At 72.1% G+C, this 20,712-nt stretch carries 20 protein-coding genes; 8 read left to right on the forward strand and 12 right to left on the reverse strand.

The features are described 5' to 3' along the window. The 4 genes from IG54_RS0128015 to pdhA all read right to left on the reverse strand — a co-directional run. On the reverse strand, nt 1–1,019 hold a 1,019-nt coding region (locus tag IG54_RS0128015), incomplete at its 3' end, for an NTP transferase domain-containing protein (RefSeq protein ID WP_106977108.1). 186 nt (nt 1,020–1,205) lie between these two features. Continuing rightward, nucleotides 1,206–2,609, reverse strand: a complete 1,404-nt coding sequence (locus tag IG54_RS0128020; protein WP_030790375.1) for a dihydrolipoamide acetyltransferase family protein — start codon at nt 2,607–2,609, stop codon at nt 1,206–1,208. Continuing rightward, entirely contained in the window at nt 2,609–3,625 is a 1,017-nt protein-coding gene (locus IG54_RS0128025) for an alpha-ketoacid dehydrogenase subunit beta (RefSeq protein WP_030790378.1), read from the reverse strand. The genes IG54_RS0128020 and IG54_RS0128025 overlap by 1 nt, the downstream gene beginning before the upstream one ends. Beyond that, a complete protein-coding gene (gene pdhA, locus IG54_RS0128030) occupies nt 3,622–4,794 on the reverse strand; it encodes a pyruvate dehydrogenase (acetyl-transferring) E1 component subunit alpha (RefSeq protein WP_030790381.1) in 1,173 nt (390 codons plus the stop codon). Before pdhA ends, IG54_RS0128025 begins: the two co-directional genes overlap by 4 nt. 190 nt (nt 4,795–4,984) lie before the next feature. Between pdhA and IG54_RS0128035 the strand changes: the two genes are divergently transcribed. Next, nucleotides 4,985–5,611: an Lrp/AsnC family transcriptional regulator gene (locus IG54_RS0128035; RefSeq protein WP_420712291.1), complete on the forward strand. Its 627-nt coding sequence runs from the start codon at nt 4,985–4,987 to the stop codon at nt 5,609–5,611. A gap of 40 nt (nt 5,612–5,651) precedes the next feature. Here IG54_RS0128035 and IG54_RS0128040 read toward each other — a convergent pair whose 3' ends face one another. Next, a complete protein-coding gene (locus tag IG54_RS0128040) occupies nt 5,652–6,245 on the reverse strand; it encodes a TetR/AcrR family transcriptional regulator (protein ID WP_030790386.1) in 594 nt (197 codons plus the stop codon). Next, complete coding sequence (locus IG54_RS0128045; RefSeq protein ID WP_030790389.1) at nt 6,242–7,753, reverse strand: 3-hydroxyacyl-CoA dehydrogenase; 1,512 nt, start codon at nt 7,751–7,753, stop codon at nt 6,242–6,244. Before IG54_RS0128045 ends, IG54_RS0128040 begins: the two co-directional genes overlap by 4 nt. Before the next feature lie 194 nt (nt 7,754–7,947). Here IG54_RS0128045 and paaN point away from each other — a divergent pair, with 194 nt between their 5' ends. Then, nucleotides 7,948–9,639 carry a phenylacetic acid degradation protein PaaN gene (gene paaN / locus IG54_RS0128050; protein ID WP_030790393.1) on the forward strand — a complete coding sequence of 564 codons (1,692 nt, stop codon included), beginning with the start codon at nt 7,948–7,950 and terminating at the stop codon, nt 9,637–9,639. Nucleotides 9,640–9,667: 28 nt separating this feature from the next. Here the strand turns inward: paaN and IG54_RS0128055 are convergent, their stop codons facing one another. From IG54_RS0128055 to IG54_RS0128065, 3 genes are read right to left on the reverse strand one after another with little or no spacing between them, the layout of a single operon-like run. Continuing rightward, complete coding sequence (locus tag IG54_RS0128055) at nt 9,668–10,447, reverse strand: TrmH family RNA methyltransferase (RefSeq protein WP_051820073.1); 780 nt, start codon at nt 10,445–10,447, stop codon at nt 9,668–9,670. Further along, nucleotides 10,444–11,685, reverse strand: a complete 1,242-nt coding sequence (locus IG54_RS0128060) for an HTTM domain-containing protein (protein ID WP_030790399.1) — start codon at nt 11,683–11,685, stop codon at nt 10,444–10,446. Before IG54_RS0128060 ends, IG54_RS0128055 begins: the two co-directional genes overlap by 4 nt. After that, entirely contained in the window at nt 11,682–12,488 is an 807-nt protein-coding gene (locus tag IG54_RS0128065; protein ID WP_037897874.1) for a DUF5819 family protein, read from the reverse strand. The genes IG54_RS0128060 and IG54_RS0128065 overlap by 4 nt, the downstream gene beginning before the upstream one ends. Before the next feature lie 191 nt (nt 12,489–12,679). On the opposite strand from IG54_RS0128065, the gene paaA reads away from it, so the two are divergent. The 6 genes from paaA (at nt 12,680) to IG54_RS0128095 (ending at nt 17,612) form a co-directional block, all read left to right on the forward strand. Continuing rightward, entirely contained in the window at nt 12,680–13,687 is a 1,008-nt protein-coding gene (paaA, locus tag IG54_RS0128070; protein WP_030790405.1) for a 1,2-phenylacetyl-CoA epoxidase subunit PaaA, read from the forward strand. Then, nucleotides 13,684–13,974, forward strand: a complete 291-nt coding sequence (gene paaB / locus IG54_RS0128075) for a 1,2-phenylacetyl-CoA epoxidase subunit PaaB (protein WP_030790406.1) — start codon at nt 13,684–13,686, stop codon at nt 13,972–13,974. The genes paaA and paaB overlap by 4 nt, the downstream gene beginning before the upstream one ends. Beyond that, nucleotides 13,971–14,741 (forward strand): 1,2-phenylacetyl-CoA epoxidase subunit PaaC, encoded by a 771-nt coding sequence (paaC, locus tag IG54_RS0128080; protein WP_030790410.1) that lies wholly within the window; start codon nt 13,971–13,973, stop codon nt 14,739–14,741. The genes paaB and paaC overlap by 4 nt, the downstream gene beginning before the upstream one ends. Beyond that, nucleotides 14,735–15,235 carry a 1,2-phenylacetyl-CoA epoxidase subunit PaaD gene (gene paaD, locus IG54_RS0128085; protein ID WP_030790412.1) on the forward strand — a complete coding sequence of 167 codons (501 nt, stop codon included), beginning with the start codon at nt 14,735–14,737 and terminating at the stop codon, nt 15,233–15,235. Before paaC ends, paaD begins: the two co-directional genes overlap by 7 nt. Then, nucleotides 15,235–16,308 (forward strand): 2Fe-2S iron-sulfur cluster-binding protein, encoded by a 1,074-nt coding sequence (locus tag IG54_RS0128090; RefSeq protein WP_030790417.1) that lies wholly within the window; start codon nt 15,235–15,237, stop codon nt 16,306–16,308. Before paaD ends, IG54_RS0128090 begins: the two co-directional genes overlap by 1 nt. 170 nt (nt 16,309–16,478) lie before the next feature. Beyond that, nucleotides 16,479–17,612, forward strand: a complete 1,134-nt coding sequence (locus tag IG54_RS0128095; RefSeq protein WP_030790420.1) for an acyl-CoA dehydrogenase family protein — start codon at nt 16,479–16,481, stop codon at nt 17,610–17,612. 14 nt (nt 17,613–17,626) lie between these two features. Here IG54_RS0128095 and IG54_RS0128100 read toward each other — a convergent pair whose 3' ends face one another. From IG54_RS0128100 to IG54_RS0128110, 3 genes are all read right to left on the reverse strand, one after another. Beyond that, nucleotides 17,627–17,974 carry a rhodanese-like domain-containing protein gene (locus IG54_RS0128100; protein ID WP_078594589.1) on the reverse strand — a complete coding sequence of 116 codons (348 nt, stop codon included), beginning with the start codon at nt 17,972–17,974 and terminating at the stop codon, nt 17,627–17,629. A 56-nt stretch (nt 17,975–18,030) separates the two neighbouring features. Beyond that, complete coding sequence (locus IG54_RS0128105; RefSeq protein WP_078594591.1) at nt 18,031–18,993, reverse strand: hypothetical protein; 963 nt, start codon at nt 18,991–18,993, stop codon at nt 18,031–18,033. 100 nt (nt 18,994–19,093) lie between these two features. Further along, entirely contained in the window at nt 19,094–20,563 is a 1,470-nt protein-coding gene (locus tag IG54_RS0128110) for a DUF2252 domain-containing protein (protein ID WP_030790428.1), read from the reverse strand. Nucleotides 20,564–20,712 lie beyond the last annotated feature (149 nt).

Consider the following 20,712-nt stretch of genomic DNA (forward strand, 5'->3'; position numbering starts at 1 on the left):
GTGTTGGGGGTGTGGGGGGCTTGCGAGGCAGGGGCGGCGGCCTGCGACTGCGAGGGCGAGGCCTGCGGCTGCGAGGGGGAGGTCTGCGAGGGCGAGGTCTGCGGATTTGGGGGGGTGGTGGGGGCGGCCCCGGCCCCCGGCGTCGCACCCTGCTGGGCCTCCTCCGCCCAGCGGTCGGCAAGCGCCGCGGCCCTGCGCGACGCGTCGGCGACGGCTTCGGCTCCGCCCGTCGCCCCCGCCCGCGCAGCGGCCTGCGCTGCCGCGTAGCCGACGAGGAAGGTGGTCAGCGGTGCCGCCGGCCTGGCCACACCGTGCGCGGCGTCGCGGGCGAGGTCGAGGAGCATGCCGGTATCGACGTCGAGGTCGATGTCCAGCTCGTCCTTGACTGCGGAAATCCATTCATCCAACACATGCCCATGCTCCCTGATCCGCGCCCGCGCGGTGGCGATGTCGTCCCAGGTGTCGCAGTCGAAGGCGGCGACGGGATCGGCTACCCGGGTCAGACCGAGCCGCGAAACGAGCCGCCGCAGTGGCAGCCCGCCGAGCCCGCCGCCTTCACCCGTGCCCGCGAGTTCCGCGATCCCCCGCCGCAGCGACGCACTGCGATAGGCCGCGACGAGCGGCTGATCACGCCCTTCCGGGTCGGTGAGAACCGCCCCGTCCGCCCCGCTCTCCCGCAGGGCGCCCAGCAGACGGCGTACGGTCGGCTCCGCCAGGAACGGCAGGTCCGCGGAGAGCACCACCACCCGCTCCGCCGCGGTGCGCCGCAGCCCGGCGTCCAGCGCGGCCAGCGGCCCGCCGCCCGGCGGCTCCTCGCGCGCCCACACCACGGGCCGCGCGGTCGGCCTCGGCGCGGCCACCACGACGGTGGTCCCGGCGCCGGAACAGGCGGTCAGGACCCGGTCGAGCAGCGTCCGCCCGCCGACGCGCACGCCGGGTTTGTCGGCGCCGCCGAGCCGAGCGGCGCCGCCACCTGCGAGCACCACGGCGTCATAGGAGGCACCCTCGTTCGCGGTCACCCCCTGAGTATGGGCATACGGAGGATCATTGCCACCCCGCTAAGGGCGCTCAGGGCAAGGGACTTACGTCACCAGGGAGCGCCGGGGCGCCCCCGCTCCCCCACGCGGGCCCCGAACGCGCCCCACGCCCCCTCACTCCAGCGCCCGGACACCCGCTCCGAGCGCCCCCTCACTCCGACACCCGCCTCACACCGACCGCAGCAGCACCGCCGGCTGTTCGACGCAGTCCGCCACATACCGCAGGAAGCCGCCCGCCGTACCGCCGTCGCACACCCGGTGGTCGAACGTGAGCGACAGCTGGACCACGTGCCGCACCGCCAACTCCCCCTGGTGCACCCACGGCTTCGGCACGATCCGGCCCACGCCGAGCATGGCCGCCTCGGGGTGGTTGATGATCGGCGTGGAGCCGTCGACCCCGAACACGCCGTAGTTGTTCAGCGTGAACGTCCCCCCGGTGAGGTCGCGGGGGGTCAGCTTCCCGGCCCGCCCCTCCTCGGTGAGCCGGATCAGCTCGGCGTTGATCGACTCCGTCGTCCGTGTCTGCGCGTGCCGTACGACGGGGACGACCAGGCCACGATCGGTCTGCGCGGCGAACCCGAGGTGGATGTCGGCGAACCGGCGCACCTCCCGCGCCTCCATGTCCACGCTGGAGTTCAGCATCGGGAACCGGCCGAGCGCGGCCACGCTGATACGGGCGAACAGCGCGAGCAGCGACACCTTCTGGCCGTCGCGCTCCGTCACAGCGGCGTTCATGGCGGCGCGGGCGGCGAGCAGCTCGGTCGCGTCGGCGTCGACCCAGCAGGTGGCCTCCGGTATCTCACGCCTGCTGCGGGACATCTTGTCCGCGACGAGGCCCCGGACGCCGGTCAGCGGATGCCGGGACGCCACGCCCGTGCCCGTGGGCTCCTGCCCCGCGTCCACTTGGCGGCGTGCCTCGGAAGCCACGGCCTCACGTGCGTCCGCCGTGTCCGCCGTGCCCGCGCCGATGGCCGCCTCGACGTCGGCCCGCGTGATGAGCCCATCGGGGCCCGAGCCCGCGAGCGCGCGCAGATCCACGTCATGCTCCCGCGCCAGCCTGCGTACGAGTGGGGAGATCACCGGCACAGGACCGTCCACGCGCGTGGACGGACTGTCCGCCCCTCCGGAGAGCGCCTCTCCGGAGAGCGCGGCGGGCACCTCCAGGGCCGGCCGGGTGGGCCGCACCCTCCTGCGGCGGGCAGGCGCGGCCGCGGTGCCGTAACCGACCAGGACATTGCCGGAAGACTCCTCGGCCGCCGCTTGCAGCGCCCGCTCGGCGGGCTCCTCCGGCGCGCGGGCCCCGACCGGTGCGCCAGGAGCGGCAGGGGCCCCGACGGCGACGGTCAACAGCGGCGCCCCGACGGGCAGTTCCACGCCTTCCTCACCGAAGCGGGCCGTGACGACGCCTCCGTAGGGACACGGCACTTCGACCATCGCCTTGGCCGTCTCGACCTCGACGACCGGCTGGTCGACGGCGACGACGTCCCCGACCTCGACGAGCCAGCGGACGATCTCGGCCTCCGTCAGCCCCTCGCCGAGGTCGGGCAGCTTGAACTCCAACACCTGCGCCATCAGCTCTGCGCCTCCCACTGCAACCGCGCGACCGCGTCCAGGATCCGGTCGACGCCCGGCAGATGGTGCTTCTCCAGCATCGGCGGCGGATACGGGATGTCGAACCCCGCGACCCGCAGCACCGGCGCCTCCAAGTGGTGGAAACACCGCTCGGTGACCCGCGCGGCGATCTCCCCGCCGGGCCCGCCGAAGCCGCTCGACTCGTGCACGACGACAGCCCGGCCCGTGCGTCGTACGGACGCGGCGACCGTCTCGTCGTCGAAGGGCACCAGCGAGCGCAGGTCGACCACTTCGAGGTCCCAGCCCTCGGCGCGGGCGGCCTCGGCCGCCTCCAGGCAGACGGGCACGGACGGGCCGTACGTGATGAGCGTGGCGCTGCGCCCCGGGCGCCGCACCACCGCGCGGCCTATCGGTTCAACGCTCTGGGGTGCGTCCGGGTTCCAGTCCGCCTTGGACCAGTACAGCCGCTTCGGCTCCAGGAAGACGACCGGGTCGTCGGAGGCGATGGAGGCCCGCAGCAGGCCGTACGCGTCGGCGACCGTGGCGGGCGTGACCACGTGCAGGCCCGGCGTCGCCATGTAGTACGCCTCGGACGAGTCGCTGTGGTGTTCGACGCCGCCGATCCCGCCGCCGTAGGGCACGCGCACGGTGATGGGCAGCGGCATCGCGCCCCTGGTGCGGTTGCGCATGCGCGCCACATGCGAGATCAGCTGCTCGAAGGCGGGGTAGGCGAAGGCGTCGAACTGCATCTCGACGACGGGCCGCAGGCCGTACATCGCCATGCCGACCGCCGTCCCCAGGATGCCCGCCTCGGCCAGCGGTGTGTCCGTACAGCGCTCCTCGCCGAACTCCTTGGTGAGCCCGTCGGTGACCCGGAAGACACCACCGAGAGCCCCGACGTCCTCACCCAGGACGTGCACGGAGGAGTCCTCGGCCATGGAGTCGCGCAGCGCTCGTCCGAGCGCCTGCGCCATGGTGGCCGGTTTGGTGGCCGGCTTCGCCGCGACCGTGGTCATCGCGTCTCCCCCTTCGCCGATTCCGCCGATGCCGCCGCTTCCGTCTCTTCCGCGGCCGCTTCCAGCTCGGCCCGCAACTGCGCCGCCTGCTCCCGTAGTTGCGAGGTCTGCTCGGCGTACACGTGCGTGAAGAGGTCCATGGGGGCCAGGAGGGGGTCCTTGTTCATGCGTTCGCGCAGGTCGGCCGCCATGGCCTCGGCGTCCTCGCTCGCCCGTCGCCGGGTGTCCTCGTCCAGGAGGCCGCGCTCCACCAGCTCCCGCTCCAGGAGCAGGATCGGGTCGTGGTCGCGCCAGGCCGCGACCTCGTCGTCGTGGCGGTAGCGCGTGGCGTCGTCGGCGTTCGTGTGGGCTTCCATGCGGTACGTGATCGCCTCGACCAGGGTCGGCCCGCCGCCCTCCCGCGCGCGGGCGACCGCCTCGCCGAGGACCTCGTGCATCGCGGCCACGTCGTTGCCGTCCACCAGGCGTCCCGGCATGCCGTACCCGACGGCCTTGTGGGCCAGGGAGGGGGCGGCGGTCTGCCTGTCGAGCGGTACGGAGATCGCGAAGCCGTTGTTCTGCACGAGGAAGACCACGGGCGCCCGCCACACCGCGGCGAAGTTCAACGCCTCGTGGAAGTCGCCCTCACTGGTGCCGCCGTCGCCGACCATGGCGAGCGCGACCACGTCGTCGCCCTTGAGACGGGCAGCGTGCGCCAGGCCCACGGCGTGCGGCAGCTGCGTGGCGAGTGGGGTGCACAAGGGCGCTATGCGGTGCTCGCGCGGGTCGTATCCCGTGTGCCAGTCGCCGCGCAGCAGCGTCAGGGCGCTCACGGGATCGAGGCCGCGGGTGAGCACGGCGAGCGTGTCCCGGTAGCTGGGGAAGAGCCAGTCCCGCTCCTCCAGCACCAGCGCGGCGGCGATCTCGCAGGCCTCCTGGCCGGTGCTTGAGGGGTAGACGGCGAGCCTGCCCTGCTTCGTGAGTGCCGTCGCCTGCGTGTTGTAACGGCGTCCGCGCACCAGCTCCGCGTAGAGCCGGCGCAGCAGCCCCGGGTCGGCCTTCCCGGCGGCCTCGGTGCCGAGGACGCGGTACGGCTCGGCGTCCGGCAGCAGCGGCGCGGGGTCGGTCCTGGGCTGCCAAGCAGGGGGCGGGGTCGGCCGGTAGGCGCCCCGCTGCTCCATGACCGTCATGACGGCACCTCCTGGGGAAGCGGACTCCTCGTGGGGAGCGGCAAAAGAGGCGCAGCGATGTGATGCGCCTCACCTACCGATTGTTCGGTCGTCGGCACATTTTGGCTACAGGCACCTCCAGGCTGTGGACAAACGGTTCTGCACAGCCTGGGATGGATGCAGTACGTCCATGGTAGGGAGGCGGGGGGACATGGCATCTGAACGAATGGCCGACCAGCACGCCGGCGGCCCACCGGAGCCCCGAGTACCGGAATCCCGCGTACCGGAGCCGCGGGTGCCAGAGCCCCGACCGGAGGCCCGGGCGCCTGCGCCCCGAGTACCGGAGGCCCGAATGCCTGAGCCCCGACCTCCGGAGGCCCGGGTGCCGGATCCTCGGCCCCTGGACGCCATCGACCGCGACATCCTCCAGATCCTGCACACGGACGGTCGCGCGTCGATACGTTCCGTGGCCGAGCGCGTCCATGTGTCGCGGGCCAACGCGTACGCGCGCATCAACCGCCTCATCGACGACGGCGTCATCCGGGGCTTCGGGGCGCGGATCAACCACGAGCGCGCCGGGCAGGGCGCCTCCGCCTACATCACGCTCAAGATCGTCCAGAACACCTGGCGTACGGTGCGCGAGCATCTGCGCGCACTCCCGGGTGCGTCCCATATCGCGCTGGTCAGCGGCGACTTCGACGTACTGCTCCTGGTGCACACGCCGGACAACCGCGCCCTGCGCGAGCTGGTGCTCACCCGCCTCCAGTCCATCCCCGAAGTCCTCAGCACACGTACGTTGCTGGTCTTCGAGGAGGACGACATGGAGCCCGAGAGCTGACCGACGGCCGCCCGAGCGGCCGTCGCGCCGACTCCTAGGTTCAGCGTTCGGTGCGCAGCCCCGCGAAGGCCAGCCGTACGACGGCGTCGGCGATCTCCGCGCCGTTGGCCGCTCCCCGGCTCTCCGGCCGGTACCACTCCACGATGGAGTTGATCATTCCGAAGAGCAGCCGGGTGGCCAGGCGCAGCTCGACGTCGGAGCGCAGGTCGCCGTCCGCGACGGCCTCCTTCAGCAGCTCGGCCACCTGCTGGTCGAATTCCCTGCGCCGCTCCAGGGCCCACCGCTCGGTGTCCGTGTTGCCGCGCACGCGCAGCAGCAGCGTCACATAGGGCACCTCGGCGACCAGGACCTCCACCGTGCGGCGCGTGACGTATTCGAGGCGCTCGACGGCGCTGCCCACGCGCGCGTGCTCCTCGGCGAGGATCCCGAAGAGCCCGTCGATCGCCCGGCTCACCGCGCGGCGCAGCAGTTCCTCCTTGCCCGCCACGTGGTGGTAGATCGAGGACTTGGAGATGCCGGCCGCCTTGGAGAGGTGCTCCATGGACGTGCCGTCGTAGCCACGCTCGTTGAAGACCCGGACGGCGACGCTGAGCAGCGTCTCCGGGGTGTACGTGTCCCGCCGGGCGGTGGTCATGAGTACTCCTCTCGCACGGCCTGGCGCCGCAGGGCCTGGGAGGGCGCGTAACGCCCGGTGGGGTACTCGTCGTGCAGGAGGTCCAGCGCCTCGGCCACGCGGTACGCGGTGAGGCGGCGGCCCCATTCGATCGGTCCGAGCGGGTAGTTGACGCCGAGGCGCATGGCGGTGTCGACGTCCTCGGCGTCCGCCACCTCGCGGCCGACGGCATCCAGGGCGAAGTCGATCAGCATCCACACCGTGCGCGCGACGATCATCCCCGGGGCGGGCCCGATGACGCTGACCTTCTTGCCGAGCGCCTGGAAGAGACCGATTGCCTCCTTCAGCGCCTGCTCGCTCACCCTGCCGGAGGGGGCGAGGGCGATGCGGGTCGCGGTGCGGTAGTCCAGGGCGAGGTCGAAGTGGATCGTGGGCTCCGCCGCGGCGTCGGGGGACATCCCGTCGGCCAGTTCGAGCCGCGCGCCACCCGGCAGTTCGATGGAGCCGGGGTAGCTCGGCACGTCCTCGCCCTGCTCGACCCGGATGCCGGCATCCCGCATGAGGCCGGGCAGTGCCTCCGCGGCGAAGAGTTCACCGTGGACGGTGACGGACTCCGGGGCCCGCTCGAGCCCGGCGGTGTGCGGTTCCGGGCGTGGGGCGCCATCCCCGTACGCGTACCAGCCCTGGCCCGACTTCCGGCCGAGGCGGCGTGACTCGACGAGCCGTCGCTGGGCGAGCGAGGGGGTGAACTTGGGGTCCTGGAAGAACGACTCCCACACGGAGCGCGTGACGGATTCGTTGACGTCCTGGCCGATGAGGTCGGTCAGCTCGAAGGGGCCCATCTTGAAGCCGCCGCACTCGCGCAGGACCGCGTCGATCGTCGCCGGGTCGGCGACGCGCTCTTCGTGCAGGCGCAGCGCCTCGGCGTAGAAGGGCCTGGCGACGCGGTTGACGATGAAGCCGGGGGTGTCCGCGCAGCGCACCGGCGTCTTGCCCCAGGCCTTCGCGGTCTCGTACGCGCGCGTGGCCGCCGTCTCGTCGGTCGCGAAGCCGCTGACGACCTCGACTAGGGGGAGCAGCGGCGCGGGGTTGAAGAAGTGCAGGCCCACGAAGCGGCCCGGCTTCTCCAAGGCGCCCGCGATGGCGGTGACGGAGAGGGAGGAGGTGTTGGTGGCCAGCAGACAGTCCCCGTCGACGACGTCCTCCAGGTCCTGGAACAGCCGCTGCTTCACGTCCAGTTGCTCCAGGACGGCCTCGATGACGAGGCCGCAGCCCGCCAGCTCCGCGAGGCTGTCGGCGGGCGTGAGGCGGGCGGCCGCGGCGGCACGGTCCGCGGGCGTGAGCCTGCCCTTTTCGACGAGCCGGTCCAGACGGGCGCCGATCGCGTCGGCCGCCGCCTTAGCCCGGCCGGGGGCCGCGTCGTACAGCCGCACGGGGTGGCCGGCCACCAGGGCGACCTGTGCGATGCCCTGCCCCATGGTTCCGGTGCCCACCACGGCAACGGCGCTGCTGAGCTCGAGTGCTGTCATGTTCGCGATCCTCCCGCACGGTCCGCCGACCGCCGGGTTCGGGGTGGCCCGGAGAAGTTGTCCACAGGTTTGGCGGACCCTCTTGTCCCGACCGATCGTTCGGTTACTCTAGCTCTGTCAGCCAGTCCCTGCCCACTGTTCCCGCCCACTCGCCAGCTCGATGGAGAGCTGACCGACGAGGAGTTGGTCCTGTCATGGCCGCCGAACTCACCGCGCACCAGCTGATCGCCAAGCACCGGTCCACCCTCGATCAGGCGCTGGAGACCATCAGCACGCGCGCGTACTGGTCCCCGCACCCCGAGCACCCCAAGGCGTACGGGGAGGGCGGCAGCCTGAGCCTGCCCGAGGGCAAAGCCGCTTTCGACGCCCTCCAGGGCGCCCGCTTCGACCTCGACCAGCCCGGCACGAACGACTGGGTCGGCGGCGAAGTCTCTCCGTACGGCCCGGAGTTGGGGATCACCTACCCCCACCCGGACATCGACACGCTGCTGCCCGCCATGCGTGCCGGGATGCGCGCCTGGCGCGAGGCGGGCGCGGAGACCCGCGCGATGGTCAGCCTGGAGATCCTGGCGCGGATCAGCGCCCGCACGCACGAGATGGCGCACGCGGTCATGCACACCAGCGGGCAGGCCTTCATGATGGCTTTCCAGGCGGGCGGCCCGCATGCCCAGGACCGCGGCCTGGAAGCGATCGCGTACGCCTATGCGGAGCAGATCCGCACGCCCGGCGCCGCCGAGTGGCACAAGCCCCAGGGCAAGCGCGACCCCCTCGCCCTGAGCAAGCGGTTCACGCCCGTGCCGCGCGGTATCTCCCTCTTGATCGGCTGCAACACCTTCCCGACGTGGAACGGCTACCCGGGCCTCTTCGCCTCGCTCGCGACCGGCAACCCCGTCCTGGTCAAGCCCCACCCGCGCGCGGTGCTGCCGCTCGCGCTCACGGTCCGGATCGCCCGTGAGGTCCTCGCGGAGGCGGGCTTCGACCCGAACCTGGTCTGCCTGGCCGCCGAGCGGCCCGGCGAGGGGATCGCCAAGACGCTCGCCGTGCGCCCCGAGATCAAGATCATCGACTACACGGGATCGACCTCGTTCGGCGACTGGCTGGAGGCCAACGCCCGCCAGGCACAGGTCTACACGGAAAAGGCCGGCGTCAACACGGTCGTGGTCGACTCGACGGACAACTACAAGGGAATGCTGGCCAACCTCGCCTTCTCCCTGTCCCTCTACAGCGGCCAGATGTGCACCACCCCGCAGAACCTCCTCATCCCGCGCGACGGCATCGAGACGGACGCCGGAGCCAAGTCGTACGACGACGTGGTGGCCGACCTCGCAGCCTCGGTGAGCGGCCTCCTGGGCGACGACGCCCGGGCGAACGGCATCCTGGGCGCGCTGGTCAACCCGGACGTGAAGTCCCGCCTGGAGGCTGCCGCGGGCCTCGGCGAAGTGGCCCTCCCCTCAAGGGCGGTCACGAACCCCGACTTCCCCGACGCCGTAGTGCGCACCCCGGTGATCGTCAAGCTGGACGGCGCCAAGCCGGACGCCGAGGCGGCCTACCTCAGCGAGTGCTTCGGCCCGGTCTCCTTCGCGGTCGCCGTCGACTCCGCCGCCGACGCGGTGGAGCTGTTGCGCCGCACGGTGCGCGACAAGGGAGCGATGACCGTAGGGGCGTACACCACCTCGGAAGAGGTCTCCACGGCCATCGAGGAGACCTGCCTGGAGGAGTGCGCCCAGCTGTCGCTGAACCTCACGGGCGGGGTCTATGTGAACCAGACGGCGGCGTTCTCGGACTTCCACGGCTCGGGCGGCAACCCCGCGGCGAACGCCGCGCTGTGCGACGGCGCGTTCGTCGCCAACCGCTTCCGCGTGGTGGAGATCCGCAAGGACGCGTGACCCGCGCGCGGAGCGTGACCCGGCGGGCTCAGGTCTCCAGGCCCGGAGGCCTGCCCGCCGACCAGTGGAAGAGCGCCATGCCGACGCTCGTCGCCAGGTTGTAGCTGGAGACCTGGGGGCGCATCGGCAGGGACACCAAGTGATCGGCCCGTTCCCGCAGCCCCGCCGACAGGCCGCTGCGCTCGGACCCGAAGGCGAGCACCGCGTCGTCCGGGAGCTTCAGCCCCCGGATGTCGTCGCCCTCCGCGTCGAGGGCGAACATGGGCCCCGGCGGCAGTCCGGCGACGTCCATCCGCTCCACGGCCGTCGCGAAGTGCAGCCCCGCGCCACCCCGTACGACCGTGGGGTGCCAGGGGTCGAGCGTCCCGGTCGTGACGACACCGGTCGCGCCGAACCCGGCGGCGAGCCGGATCACCGCCCCGGCGTTGCCCAGATTGCGGGGGTCGTCGAGCACCACGACCGGCGCGGTCCGCGGCATGCGGCCCAGCACATCGAGATTGGCCGCGCGCGAAGGGCGTACCGCCAGGGCGGCCGTTGCGGTGGGGTGCAGCCGCGGCACCAGCGCGCGCAGCCGCTCCTCGGGGACCTCCACGAGGAGCGCGTCCAGCGCGTCCCTCACGTCCGGCGCCAGCTCGTCCGCGAGGGCCAGCACCCCGGCCCTGTCACCGGTCAGCGCGACCGGCACCCGTGCGTCGAAGCGCAGCGCGTGCTTGATCGCGTGGAAGCCGTCGAGCAGCACGGAGGTGTCGGCGAGCGCGCGCCAGGCGCGCACGGCGGCGTCGGGGTCCACCGCGTCCGTCCTGTTCATGGGGTGAAGCCTACGCGCGCGTGCTCGGAGGGTTCCTCGTCCCGCCGGCCCGCGGGACGCTGCTGCCGCGACAGCGGGGCGCCCCGGCGCACCAGGCGGGAGAGGGGCGTACGGGAGAGAGGCGTACGGGAAATCAGTGCTCCACGCGCGCGTGCCACCCAGCCGCCCACGCGCCGCAGGAATGACTCCGGCAGGAACACCGCGTCGGCCGTGATCATCGCGAGCGAGAAGAACGGCAGCCCCAGGACGACGGCGATGACGGCGTGCTCGAAGATCATCGCTGCCAGCAGGACGTTCTTCACCCGGCGGTTGAAGAGGGTGAAGGGGAAGGCGACCTGCACGGCGACCGTCCCGTAGGTCACCAGCATCAGGATCAAGCCGTTGGACGAGAGCAGCTCGGAGAGGGCGTGCCACGGGGAGAAGTAGTCGAGGTTCAGCGGGTAGTAGACGGCCGTACCGTCCTGCCAGCGGCTGCCCTGGATCTTGTACCAGCCTGCGGTGGCGTAGATCAGACAGGCCTCGACCATGATCACGAGTAGGCCCGCGTTGTGGGTGAGGTTGGCGATGACATCGAGCAGCTTGCGCAGCTCGCTGTGCGGGGCGCGGCGCCCCACCGCCCACCACAGGCCGTGGACCAGCCACAGCCCCCAGAAGATCAGCAGCCATCCGCCGCTCAGCTCTCCCATGAACGTCACGGCGGACAGGCCGAGCCCGAGGGCACACCACAGGACGGGCCCCACCCGGTCGACGTCTCCCGCACGCGCGCGTGCGGCGCGGCGTGCGTCCAGCGACCAGACCTGACCGCACCGGGTGAGCACCAGATAGGTCGCCATCAGGTGGAGGACGTTGTCGCCGCCGTCGCCGATGAAGATGCTGCGGTTCTGTAGCGACAGCACACCGATCATGAAGAGCACGGACATCGTGCGCGTGCGCCAGCCGAGCACCAGCAGGGCGCTGCTCAGGATCGCGAGCGCGTAGACGACCTCGAACCAGATCCGCCCGTCCGACCACATCAGCGCGGTGAAGGCACCGTTGCCCGAGATGAGCTGCCGGGCCATGTCCCAGTCCCAGGGGCCGTCGGGACCGTACATCTCGTGGCGGTGGGGCAGCTCGCGCAGCAGGAAGAACAGCCAGGTGGCGGCGAATCCGATACGGACCACCGCGGTCTGGTACGGGCCGAGGGCGAACCCGGTGACCTTGCCGAGCCACTGCGCCGGCGGGCGTTCGAGACGGGTCACCTGGTGGCCCCTTCCGCACCCGCGAGCGGCAGGTCGTCGGACGCCACCGGCCACCACGGGAGCAGCCGGTAGACCGGCTTCGGGGAGACCTTCTCCTCGCTCCACTTCGGCGGCCGCACATTCGTGGTCCTGGAGCGCAGCTGCACGCGCGCGATGGCGTCGCCCTCACCGCCGGGCCGCTCCCGGTCGAGCCGCATGTGCGCGATGCGGCGGATGTAGTGCTCCGAAAGCTGCCCGCGCAGGCCGACGGGACGATTCTGCGCGTCGTGCGAGCCGACGTAGAAGTCCCAGGCGCGGCGGAGTTCGTTCTGCCGCGTGTGGCTGGGCAGCAGGCTGCCGTCGATGGCGGCGCCGTCCTGCGCGGAGAGGTCGTACCAGTCGGTGGTCCGCACCCCTCCGTCCGCCGTACGAAGCTCCGCCCTGGCCTGCACCGCGATGTTCTGCTGGAGCGGGTTGGGGGCGAAGAGCTTCCAGTTCTGCTCGAACTCGGGGTAGACCCACGCGTCGATCACGTCGCCGTGCTGCTTGGTCAGGGTGTTCGAAGGGGCGACGTGGAAGAAGAGCATCCCGATATGCACGCATGAGGCCACGGCGATGAGCGCGAGAGCGCAGGCCGCGGCGATCTGATAGCCGAGCTTGAGCCCGGCGATGCCGACGCGGGCTTCCGGCGCGGCTGCGGGCGGCGCTTCCGGCGCGGTTTCCGGGCTGTCGGCAGGCCCCTCAGGTCTCCCGGGCCCCTCAGGCCTCTCAGGCCCCTCGGGACCGGCGGGTCCGCCGTCGGAACCCTCCTCATACCCGTCCATTCCGCCCCGTTCCCCGTTCCCCGCACCCGCTCCGAACCCTGCCGCCGGAACGGTACTCAGGCCTGCCCGTCGCGCACAGTGTTCGCGAAGTTATCCACAGGGTTGACACCTTATGGCGGCACGCCGCACCATTGAATTCAAACGAACCGAACGATCGGTCGGTCGGTTGGCTCAGGTCGAGGGGGACCGAGATGGCGACAGCAGCCGCACACAAGGCGGCGGGGACGGAGCCGGGCGAGGCAGCGCGCCAGGCGACCCCGCCCGCGCGCACGGCCGAGCAGCAGGCCGCCTTCGACGAGGCGGTCGCCGCCGACGAGCGCATCGAGCCCCGCGACTGGATGCCGGACGCCTATCGCGCGTCCCTGGTGCGCCAGATCGCGCAGCACGCGCACTCCGAGATCATCGGCATGCAGCCGGAGGCCAACTGGATCACGCGCGCCCCCTCCCTGCGGCGCAAGGCGATCCTCATGGCGAAGGTGCAGGACGAGGCCGGACACGGCCTGTATCTCTACAGCGCCGCCGAGACCCTCGGCACCAGCAGGGACGAGCTGCTCGACAAGCTCCACTCGGGCCGCCAGAAGTACTCATCGATCTTTAACTACCCCACGCTGACCTGGGCGGACGTCGGCGCGATCGGCTGGCTCGTGGACGGCGCGGCGATCACCAACCAAGTCCCGCTGTGCCGCTGTTCCTACGGCCCCTACGCCCGCGCGATGGTCCGCGTCTGCAAGGAGGAGTCCTTCCACCAGCGCCAGGGGTACGAGTCCTTGCTCGCCCTGAGCCGCGGCACCGAGGCCCAGCACGAGATGGCGCAGGACGCGGTGAACCGCTGGTGGTGGCCCTCGCTGATGATGTTCGGCCCGCCCGACGACGAGTCCTCGCACTCCGAGCAGTCGATGACGTGGAAGATCAAGCGCCATTCGAACGACGAGTTGCGCCAGCGCTTCGTGGACATCTGCGTCCCCCAGGCCGAATCGCTCGGCCTCACCCTCCCCGACCCGGACCTGGTGTGGAACGAATCGCGGGGCCACTACGACTTCGGCCCGATCGACTGGACCGAGTTCTGGGACGTCCTCAAGGGGAACGGCCCCTGCAACGACCAGCGCATCACCCAGCGCAGGCGCGCCCACGAGGAGGGCGCCTGGGTCCGGGAGGCCGCGGCCGCCCATGCCGCGAAGCACGGAAAGGCGACAGCATGAGCAGCTCGACCGACTGGCCGCTGTGGGAGGTCTTCGTGCGCTCCCGTCGCGGGCTCTCCCACACCCACGCCGGCAGCCTGCACGCCCCGGACGCGGAGATGGCCCTGCGCAACGCCCGCGACCTGTACACCCGCAGGAGCGAGGGCGTCTCCCTCTGGGTCGTGCCGTCCACGGCGATCACCGCCTCATCGCCGGACGAGAAGGACTCCTTCTTCGAACCGGCGGGCGACAAGCCCTACCGCCATCCGACGTTCTACGACATCCCGGAAGGGGTGAAGCACCTGTGACCGCCGCGCCCGCCTCCCTCCCCACGTCCGGGGCCGCACCCACCGCCACCCCCGCGCCCACGCCTGCCCTGCCCGCCCTCGCCCTGGGCGACGACGCCCTGGTGCTCTCGCACCGCCTGGGGGAGTGGGCGGGGCACGCCCCCGTCCTCGAAGAGGAGGTCGCCCTGGCGAACATCGCCCTCGACCTGCTCGGCCAGGCCCGCGTCCTGCTCTCCTTGGCCGGCGACGAGGACGAGTTGGCGTACCTCCGCGAGGAGCGTGCCTTCCGCAACCTCCAGCTGGTCGAGCAGCCGAACGGCGACTTCGCGCACACCATCGCCCGCCAGCTGTACTTCTCCACCTACCAAACCCTGCTGTACGGCCAGTTGGCGTCCGGCGACGGCGAGTTCGCGCCCCTGGCCGCGAAGGCCGTCAAGGAAGTCGCCTACCACCAGGACCACGCCGAGCAGTGGACGCTGCGGCTCGGCGACGGCACGGCCGAGAGCCACGATCGGATGCAGCGCGGGCTCGACGCGCTGTGGCGGTTCACCGGTGAGATGTTCCAGCCGGTGGCCGGTCTCGACGTCGACTGCCCGGCGCTGCGGGAGAGCTGGACGGCCTCGGTGACGGCCGTCATCAAGCGGGCCACCCTGACCGTGCCCGACGGCCCGCAGACCGGCGCGTGGACGGCCGGCGCCGGACGCCAGGGCCTGCACACCGAGCCGTTCGGCCGGATGCTCGCCGAGATGCAGCACCTGCACCGCAGCCACCCGGGGGCGTCATGGTGACGACCGCGCCCACCGCGCTGGAGGCGGAGCTGCTGGCCCTCGCGGGCTCGGTGCCCGACCCGGAGCTGCCCGTGCTGACCCTGGCCGACCTCGGCGTCGTGCGCGGCGTGCGGGTCCTCGCCCCCGGCAAGGTCGACGTCGAGCTGACCCCGACGTACACCGGCTGCCCCGCGATCGAGGCCATGACCTCCGACATAGAGCAGGTGCTGCACGACCACGGCATCCCCGAGGTCTCCGTGCGCACGGTGCTCTCCCCCGCCTGGTCGACGGACGACATCAGCGCCGAAGGCCGCCGCAAGCTGGCCGAGTTCGGCATAGCGCCCCCGCGCTCCCACCCGGCCGACGGCCCCGTCCCCCTGAGCCTGTCAATCCGCTGCCCGCACTGCGGATCGACCGACACGGAGCTGCTCAGCCGCTTCTCCTCCACGGCGTGCAAGGCCCTGCGCCGCTGCGCCTCCTGCCGTGAACCCTTCGACCACTTCAAGGAGTTGTGATGGCCCGCTTCCACCCGCTCCGGGTAGCGGCCGTCGACCGGCTCACCGACGACTCCGTCACGCTGACCTTCGACGTGCCGTCCGCACTGCGCGAAGAGTACCGCTTCACCCCCGGCCAGCACCTCGCCCTGCGCCGCTCCGTCGACGGCACCGAGATCCGCCGTACGTACTCGATCTGCTCCCCCGCCCCGCGCCCCGACGCCCCCGGGGAGCCGCGGACGCTGCGGGTCGGGGTGCGCCTCGTCGAGGACGGCGCCTTCTCGACGTACGCCTTCAAGGAGCTGTCCGTCGGCGACGAGCTGGAGGTGATGACCCCGGCCGGACGCTTCACCCTGGACCCCGCCCCCGGGCGTTACGCCGCGGTGGTCGGCGGCAGCGGGATCACACCGGTGCTGTCCATCGTCACCACACTCCTGGAGCGCGAGCCGCGGGCCGACTTCTGTCTGATACGCAGCGATCGCACCGCCGCCTCGACGATGTTCCTGGAGGAGGTGGCCGACCTCAAGGACCGCTGGCCGGACCGCTTCCAGCTGGTGACCGTCCTCTCCCGGGAGGAACAGCAGGCGGGCCTCGACTCCGGGCGGCTCGACGAGGAACGGCTCGCTCGGCTCCTGCCCGCGCTGCTGCCGGTGGCGGAGATCGGGGGCTGGTTCCTGTGCGGCCCGTTCGGTCTGGTGCAGGGTGCGGAGCGGGCCCTGCGCGGCCTCGGTGTGGACCGCCGACTCATCCACGAGGAGATCTTCCACGTGGACGGCGGTGTGGCGGCCGAGCCCGCGACCCCGGCCGCCACGCCCACGCACAGCACGGTGACGGCGACCCTGGACGGCCGCTCGGGCACGTGGCCTGTCCTGGACGGCGAGACCCTCCTGGAGACGGTGCTGCGCAACCGCGCGGACGCGCCCTACGCCTGCAAGGGCGGGGTCTGCGGGACCTGCCGCGCCTTCCGGGTCTCGGGCGAGGTCCGCATGGACCGGAACTTCGCGCTGGAGCCGGAGGAGACGGAGGCCGGGTATGTACTGGCCTGCCAGTCCCACCCGACCACGGACACAGTGGAGTTGGACTTCGACCGCTGAGAGGCAACCGACCAGAGCTACCGACGGGAGGCAACCGCCCGGAAGCGACCCCCCAGAGGCAACCGCGCGGAGGCGAGCGCGCGGGCGCCGCCACTGTTCCCTTCCGCTAGAACCTGTTCTATCTTGACGCCCCGTCAGGTACGAGCGGCCGGTGCACGGGAGGACAGGCAGTGGACTTCACCTTCACCGAGGAACAGCAGGCGGTGGTCGAGGCGGCCAGCGCGCTCTTCGCCGACGTCACGCCGGACGGGGTGCCGAGCCCCGCCCTCACGCCCGGTGCCGTCGCCGAGGACTTCGACCGCGCCCTGTGGTCCAGGCTCGCGGACGCCGACCTGCTCGGCCTGCTCGTCGACGCCGAGCACGGCGGCGTGGGCCTCGACCCCATCGCCCTGTGCCTGGTGCTCCGCGAGTCCGCGAAGGTCCTCGCTCGGGTGCCGCTCCTGGAGAGCAGCGCCGCCGCGTCGGCCGTACAGACTTATGGCAGCGCCGAGTTGAAGCGGCGGGTCCTGCCGCGGGCCGCACACGGGCAGCTCGTCCTCACGGTCGCCGCCAGCGGCCGCACCGGCCACGACCCTGCCGAACTCGCCGTCACCGCCCAGCGCGACGGCGACGACTGGCTCCTGGACGGACTCCAGACGGCCGTGCCCTGGGCACACAACGCCGACCTCGTCGTCCTGCCCGCCCGCACCCCCGCGGGCCGCACCGTGATCACCCTCGTCCCGCGCGTCCACGAGGGCCTGACCCTCGCCGAGCAGTACTCCACCAGCGGTGAGCGCCTGGGCCAGCTGCGCCTCGAGGCCGTGCGCGTCGCCGCTTCCGACGTCATCGAGGCCGACGGCGCCTGGGACCGGCTGCGCGACCTGCTCGCCACCGGCACCTGCGCGCTCGCCCTGGGCCTGGGTGAGCGCGTCCTCCGTATGACCGGTGAATACACCAGCAAGCGGGAGCAGTTCGGGCACCCCGTCGCCACGTTCCAGGCCGTGGCGGTACAGGCCGCCGACCGCTACATCGACCTGCGCGCCATGGAGGCCACCCTCTGGCAGGCCGCCTGGCGCGTCAGCACCGCGGTGGACAGCGCCCTGCCCGTGGCGGGAGACGTGGCGGTCGCCAAGATCTGGGCGTCGGACGGCGTACGCAGGGTCGTGCAGACGGCCCAGCACCTGCACGGAGGCTTCGGCGCCGACACCGACTACCCCCTGCACCGCTACCACGCCTGGGCCAAGCAGCTGGAACTTGCCCTTGGCCCGGCGGCAGCGCACGAGGAGGCCCTGGGCGACCTGCTGGCGGCCCACGCACTCAGTTGAGACGCCGAGAACACTCAGACGACAGTGCCCGGCTGCCCCTTGTCGTCGACAACCGGTCGCCCGGAGGCCTCCCAGGCCTCCATGCCTCCGGCGACATTCACCGCGTCGATGCCCTGCTGGCCGAGGTACATGGTGACCTGGGCGGAGCGCCCGCCGGACCGGCAGATGACGTTGACCTTGCCGTCCTGCGGCGCGGCCTCGGTCAACTCGCCGTACCGGGAGACGAATTCACTCATCGGAATGTGCAGCGCGCCCGCGGCGTGGCCCGCCTGCCATTCGTCGTCCTCCCGGACGTCCAGCAGAAAGTCGTCGTTCGTGAGGTCGTCGACGCCGACGGTGGGCACATGAGATCCGAAAGCCATACCCCGACGCTACCCGACCCGTAACGGCCCGCGGACGGGACTGCCCGACGCAGCGGTCAGGGCGACGCGGTCAGCCGCTCCAGCTCGGCCTCCCGCTCGGCGACCTGCGCGAGCAACTGCTCGGCGATCTCGTCGAGGAGCGCGTCGGGGTCGTCCGGGGCGATCCGCAGCATCCCGCCGATCGCGCTCTCCTCCAGCTCCTTGGCGAGGACGGAGAGGAGCTCCTTGCGCTGGGCGAGCCATTCGAGCCTGGCGTACAGCTCCTCGCTGCGCGTGAGGCGCTGCTCCTCAGGCACGGGCCCCGCGGCCCACTCCTCGGACAGCTCCCGCAGCATCGCCTCGTCACCACGGGCGTACGCGGCGTTGACGCGCGTGATGAACTCCTCGCGCCGCTGCCGCTCGCCCTCCTCCTGCGCCAGGTCCGGATGCGCCTTGCGGGCCAGCTCGCGGTAGAGCTTGCGGGCCTCCTCGCTGGGGCGCACACGCTGCGGCGGCCGCACCGACTGATCGGTCAGCATCGCCGCCGCCTCGGGGTGGAGCCCCTCGTCGTCCATCCAGCCGTGGAACAGCTCCTCGATGCCCGGCATCGGCATCACCCGAGCCCGCGCCTCGTCCGCCTTGCGCCGGTCCTCGGGGTCGCCCGTACGAGCGGCGGTGGCCTCGGCGATCCGTGCGTCCAGTTCGTCGAGGCGCGAGTACATCGGGCCGAGCTTCTGGTGGTGCAGGCGGGAGAAGTTCTCGACCTCCACCCGGAAGGTCTCCAACGCGATCTCGTACTCGATCAGCGCCTGCTCGGCGGCGCGTACGGCCCTTTCGAGCCGCGCCTCGGGCCGCTCGGCCCGCTCTTCGCCCGTTTCCGCGACCGGTTCCCCACCCGCCTCTTCGGACCGCGCCCTGAGCCGCTCCTTGAGCTGGTCCTTGAGCCGCCCACCGGGACCCGGCCGCCCCGCCCCCTCGCCAGGAGTCTCGGGTGTCTCAGGCGTCTCGGGCTGCGTCGGCTCGGCTTCCGGCATCGTCACCCGTCCAGCGTAGGCCACAGAGCCGCCCGCCCCGGAAACACGGCCGCCCACCGCGCCGACCGTCCCCCGGGAAGCCGACACCGCACCTCACACCCCGGCCTCACACCCCCGCCTCAGCAGCCACCCGCCCCTCCTTGACCGCCCGCACCAGCAACGCGTGATCCGCCTCCGTACGATCCGCGTACGCCGTCGCGAACCGCGAAATCGCCGTGTCCAGAACGTCCCCCTTGCCGCAGTACCCCGCTATGAGCCGCGGATCGGCGCTGTGCGCGTGGGCGCGGGCCAGCAGGGCGCCGGTCATACGGCCGTAGTCGTCGATCTGATCGGCGGTCAGCGACACCGGGTCCACGCTGCCCTTGCGGTTCCTGAACTGGCGTACCTGGAAAGGCCGACCGTCCACCGTCGTCCACCCGAGCAGGAAGTCGCTGACGACCTGCATCCGCTTCTGTCCGAGCACCACCCGCTGTCCCTCGTGCGTGGCCGCGGGCGCCTCGAAGCCCGCCTCCGGCAGATGCGGAAGCAGCGCCGAGGGCCGCGCCTCCTTGACCTGGAGGACCAGTGGCTCGCCCCGGTGATCGAGCAGCAGCACCACGTACGACCGCAGGCCGACGCTTCCCGTGCCCACGACCCGGAACGCCACGTCCTGGATCGCGTACCGCCCGATCAGCGGCAGCCGGTCCTCGGCGAGCGTCCCCAGGTACCCCTCCAGGGAGGCGGCGACCGCGGCCGCCTCCGCGTCCGGTACGCGCCGCAGCACCGGCGGGGCGTCGACGAAGCGCCGCCCCACGGACCCGTCATCGCCCTCGACCGGCTCCGTCGACTTCGCGGCGAACCGGGCGCTCGTGTTCTGCCGGGCCTTCTCGGAGACCCGCTCCAGCGTGCCGAGGAGATCACGCGCGTCCGTGTGCGAGACCAACTCCTCGTCCGCGATGGCGTTCCACGCGTCCAGGGCGGGCAGCTTCGCGAGCAGCCGCATGGTGCGGCGGTAGGCCCCCGCCGCGTCCAGCGCGGCCGCCGCGCAGACGTCCTCGCTCGCGCCCGCCTCGCGCCCCGCGAGCACCAGGGAGGTGGCGAGGCGCTTGAGGTCCCACTCCCAGGGGCCGTGCGCCGTCTCGTCGAAGTCGTTGAGGTCGATGACGAGCCCGCCCCGCGCGTCCGCGTACAGCCCGAAGTTCGCCGCGTGCGCGTCCCCGCATATCTGTGCGCCGATGCCGGTCAGCGGGGCGCGCGCGAGGTCGTACGCCATGAGTCCCGCGGAGCCCCGCAGGAACGCGAAGGGAGAGGCAGTCATCCTGCCGACCCGGATAGGCGCCAGCTCGGGGAGCCTGCTGCGGTTCGACTCCTCCACGGCCGCCACGGCGTCGGGGCGCCCGGCGCCCGCCTCGAACCGCGCGTGCTCCGAGCGCGGGACCCGCCCCCGCAGCGCCTTGCCCTCGCCCTTGGGCGACTCCTGCGCGGCCGTGGGCCGGGCCGCGAACCCCGGCACCTCCGGCAACCTCCCACAGGCCCGCTCCCGCTGCCCCCGCTGCCCAGGAACCGTCCAGCTCCCGCCCTCGACCAGCTCCGCCATGTCCATCGCCCCCGCCCGCCGACCGTCACCGACCCGGGCCTCGAAGGTGACCCAGGCCTCGAAAGTACCGCCGCGTGCCGATCCCCGTCAGAGCCTGTGGATAACTTCGGTGACATACATCACCACGCCGCCGGGTACAACAACCCGCG

This window comes from Streptomyces sp. NRRL S-920 (assembly GCF_000717945.1).
Classification (GTDB): Bacteria; Actinomycetota; Actinomycetes; order Streptomycetales; family Streptomycetaceae; genus Streptomyces; species Streptomyces alboniger.

Coding starts and splice junctions, on each gene's coding strand:
- IG54_RS0128020 (WP_030790375.1), bottom strand. CDS start 2,609: ATGGCGCAGGTGTTGGAGTTCAAGCTGCCCGACCTCGGCGAGGGGCTG.
- IG54_RS0128025 (WP_030790378.1), bottom strand. CDS start 3,625: ATGACCACGGTCGCGGCGAAGCCGGCCACCAAACCGGCCACCATGGCG.
- pdhA (WP_030790381.1), bottom strand. CDS start 4,794: ATGACGGTCATGGAGCAGCGGGGCGCCTACCGGCCGACCCCGCCCCCT.
- IG54_RS0128035 (WP_420712291.1), top strand. CDS start 4,985: ATGGCATCTGAACGAATGGCCGACCAGCACGCCGGCGGCCCACCGGAG.
- IG54_RS0128040 (WP_030790386.1), bottom strand. CDS start 6,245: ATGACCACCGCCCGGCGGGACACGTACACCCCGGAGACGCTGCTCAGC.
- IG54_RS0128045 (WP_030790389.1), bottom strand. CDS start 7,753: ATGACAGCACTCGAGCTCAGCAGCGCCGTTGCCGTGGTGGGCACCGGA.
- paaN (WP_030790393.1), top strand. CDS start 7,948: ATGGCCGCCGAACTCACCGCGCACCAGCTGATCGCCAAGCACCGGTCC.
- IG54_RS0128055 (WP_051820073.1), bottom strand. CDS start 10,447: ATGAACAGGACGGACGCGGTGGACCCCGACGCCGCCGTGCGCGCCTGG.
- IG54_RS0128065 (WP_037897874.1), bottom strand. CDS start 12,488: ATGGACGGGTATGAGGAGGGTTCCGACGGCGGACCCGCCGGTCCCGAG.
- paaA (WP_030790405.1), top strand. CDS start 12,680: ATGGCGACAGCAGCCGCACACAAGGCGGCGGGGACGGAGCCGGGCGAG.
- paaB (WP_030790406.1), top strand. CDS start 13,684: ATGAGCAGCTCGACCGACTGGCCGCTGTGGGAGGTCTTCGTGCGCTCC.
- paaD (WP_030790412.1), top strand. CDS start 14,735: ATGGTGACGACCGCGCCCACCGCGCTGGAGGCGGAGCTGCTGGCCCTC.
- IG54_RS0128090 (WP_030790417.1), top strand. CDS start 15,235: ATGGCCCGCTTCCACCCGCTCCGGGTAGCGGCCGTCGACCGGCTCACC.
- IG54_RS0128100 (WP_078594589.1), bottom strand. CDS start 17,974: ATGGCTTTCGGATCTCATGTGCCCACCGTCGGCGTCGACGACCTCACG.
- IG54_RS0128110 (WP_030790428.1), bottom strand. CDS start 20,563: ATGGCGGAGCTGGTCGAGGGCGGGAGCTGGACGGTTCCTGGGCAGCGG.